Here is a 2,896-nt window from a genome sequence, read left to right as displayed (position 1 = left end):
CGGACGGGGCCGGAAGCACGATCCGGTACGTCCGTGACGGCTCGGCGGTTCGGCTGGACGTCGACGGCGACGGCGAGCGGGAACGGCTCGGGCGGAGCGAGCGCGTGTCGTTCGAGGCGTCGACGACGGTCGTCGCCGTCGTGCCGCCCGGGATGCCGGGCGTCGGCGACGTGGACGGGAACCGGGACGAGCGATCGCCGGGCTGGCCGTGTCCGGGCGCCGACGACGATCGCTGTACCGCCGACGAACCGGAGTAACAACGGTTTTCCCCCGCGGCGCCGAGGTCGGGTATGCTCTACGACGCAGCCGCGGCCGGCGACGAGGCTCCCCCGAGAGCCTCCTCGCGGCCTACTACGAGGAACTCGCGTCGGTGGTCGACGACCTGGGCGTCGACACCGTCGTGGACGCCACCGGGCTCGACCGGTGGACCGTCGAGTCGATCGAGGCGGGCGACCAACCGGAGCTCACGCTGGAGGAGGCCGCCGAACTGCTCGCGCTGGCCGAGGGCGCCCCCGACGCCGACGCGATCGCGTGGGAGAGCCGTGATCACGTGCTGATGGGGATGACGACCGCGGTCGTCGACGTCGACACGATCGCCCGCGAGATCGACACCGAGCTCGACGGGAAGGAGATCCAGCAGGCGGTCGAGGGGCGTCTCCCGACCACGCTCGAACAGTTCGCCGCGATCCAGGCGTACGTCGACGCCCGACGCTGATGCGCGTTCTCGTCCTCGGCTGTGGCTACGTGGGTCGCGAACTCGGCCGTCGGCTGGTCGACGCTGGCCACGACGTGACCGGCGTCGTCCGCTCCGAGTCGAGCGCCGAGACCGTCGCGGAGGCGGGGGTCGAGCCGCGTCGGGCCGACCTGACCGACCCCGCGGACCTCTCGGCGCTCCCCGACGCCGACGCGCTCGTGTTCGCGGCCTCGGCCGGCCGCGGGAGCGTCGCCGAGGCGCGGTCGCTGTACGTCGACGCGCTCCGGTCGGTGATCGCCGAGTTCGAGGGCCGCGAGTCGCCGCCGGATCGGCTGCTGTTCACGTCGACGACCGGCGTGTACGGCGACCACGACGGCGACTGGGTCGACGAGTCGACGCCGGTCGACCCCGACCGCCCGAAGGCTGCGGTGATCGCGGAGGCCGAGGCGATCGCCCACCGGAGCGCGTTCGACGCGACCGTCGCCCGGTTCGCGGGGCTCTACGGCCCGGGGCGCTACCGGATCGACGCCTACCTCGACTCGGTGACCGCCGGCTGGCGCAACTCGACTCACCGCGACGACGCCGCCGGCGCGCTGGCGTGGTTCCTGACCGAGGACGTCGCCAGGGGGGAGACGGTGCTGGCGACCGACGGCAGCCCGGTCGATCGGTGGGCGTTCGCGGACTGGCTGGCCGAGCGCTGCGACGCGCCCGAGCCCGAGAAGCTGACCGTCGAGGAGCGACTGGCTGAACTCCCCGCGTCAGCAGGGTCGCGGGTTGCGAGTCAGAAACGCTGCCGGAACGACCGACTGCTGGCGTTGGGGTACGAACTGGAGCACCCCTCGGTGTACGAGGGGTACGAACCGGCGATCGACGCCTATCGGCGCGGCGAGGCGCCCTGATTACCGGCCCTGCCGGAGCTCCTCGATCAGCTGCTCGATCAGGTCGTTCTGCCGCTCGAGCTCGGCCTGTTGCTGCTCGATCACGCCCCGGAGCTCGTCGATCTCGGCCGCGAGGTCGCCCACGTCCGGGTCGGCGGGGGCGTCGTCGGCGTCGTCGGCCCCATCGGCGCCGGGGTCGGTCGGCTCCGTGTCGGCCGTCGCCGCCTCGACCTGCTCGATGATTCGGTCGGTGTCGTCGTCCGACTCGTCGACCGCGTCCGGCTCCGGCTCCGACTCCGACTCGGGTTCGGACTCGGCCTCCGCCGCCGCGCCCCCCTCCGGCTCGGCGTCGGCGACCGGGGTCTCCCCCTCGTCGAACAGGTCGGGGCCGTCGCCGAACGGCGAGTTCGCCTCCGCCTCGGCCTCGGGCTCGTTCTCGTCGGCGTACTTCGCGCGGAGCTCCTCGACGCTCTGGACGTCGTGGTAGGAGAGCAGCGCGTCGGTGATGGCGGCCTCGACCGCGCGGGCGTCGTCGTTGGGTGCCTTGAACCGCTCCTGGCGGCCGTCGTGGGTGAGCACGACGCTGGTGGCGACGTTGCCGGGCTCGAAGTCGAGGTCGGTGACGTGTTCGAAGGGGTACTCCTCGAACTCCTCGTCCCAGACCGCCTGGCCGATGTGTTTGACGACGCGGTTGCTGGTGACGATGAGCGTGAGCTCGGAGAAGCGGAACGTTCGCTTCACCGTCTCGCCGGCGTCGGTGATCCCGTTGGCGTCGAGCACGCCGGCCAGCAGCGGGTGGAGCACCTCGTCGAACTTCCCTTTCGGCACCGAGAGCGTCTCCTCGCCGTCGAGGCCGTAGTCGAGCGTGAGCTTCGCCTTCCGGCGGCTCGTCGAGAGGGTGATGCGTTCGGCGTCGTGGGGGAACTCCTCGACGGTCTCGTCGGAGAGCAGCCCCTCCGCGCGGTAAACCAGCGTTCGCGTGGGCGTAACCAGCAGCCGATCCTCGCCGCCCAGATCGACCTCCGCGACCGGCTCCTCGCCCTCGAGGTGTGCGGTAACGGTCTCCGGCAGGCTCATGGGTAGGCGTTCACCCCGGAGGGCATAAATCCGCGTGGCTCGCGGCGTCGAGACAGATGGGAGGGTTTAAGTCCGAGATACGATTACGCCGTAGTGCGGCCGGGTGGCTTAGCTGGACATAGCGCCGCACTCATAGGGTATCGAGATTCGGTGCGGTACGCCTTGGAAGATCCGCAGCGCCCACGGGGCCCGCCGAGCCTCGGACCTGGGTCATGCGGAGATCGCGGGTTCGGAGCCCGCCCCGGCC

4 protein-coding genes are annotated in these 2,896 nt (G+C 71.5%); 3 read left to right on the top strand and 1 reads right to left on the bottom strand.

The features are described 5' to 3' along the window. The 3 genes from ACP95_RS15915 to ACP95_RS14780 all read left to right on the top strand — a co-directional run. Nucleotides 1-257: DUF7286 family protein (locus ACP95_RS15915; protein WP_161782073.1), on the top strand; the 257-nt coding region annotated here is incomplete at its 5' end. Nucleotides 258-370: 113 nt separating this feature from the next. Then, on the top strand, nucleotides 371-715 hold the full coding sequence (locus ACP95_RS14785; RefSeq protein ID WP_082224708.1) for a DUF5791 family protein: 345 nt from the start codon (nucleotides 371-373) through the stop codon (nucleotides 713-715). Further along, nucleotides 715-1,593: an NAD-dependent epimerase/dehydratase family protein gene (locus ACP95_RS14780; RefSeq protein ID WP_049981936.1), complete on the top strand. Its 879-nt coding sequence runs from the start codon at nucleotides 715-717 to the stop codon at nucleotides 1,591-1,593. The genes ACP95_RS14785 and ACP95_RS14780 overlap by 1 nt, the downstream gene beginning before the upstream one ends. Here ACP95_RS14780 and ACP95_RS14775 read toward each other — a convergent pair whose 3' ends face one another. After that, complete coding sequence (locus ACP95_RS14775) at nucleotides 1,594-2,649, bottom strand: DUF7115 domain-containing protein (RefSeq protein ID WP_049981935.1); 1,056 nt, start codon at nucleotides 2,647-2,649, stop codon at nucleotides 1,594-1,596. Between the last annotated feature and the right edge of the window lie 247 nt (nucleotides 2,650-2,896).

It is taken from the genome of Halolamina rubra (assembly GCF_000739555.1).
Classification (GTDB): Archaea; Halobacteriota; Halobacteria; order Halobacteriales; family Haloferacaceae; genus Halolamina; species Halolamina rubra.
The sequence above is the reverse complement of the archived record's forward strand: the minus strand, read 5'-3'. Positions and strand labels throughout refer to the sequence as shown.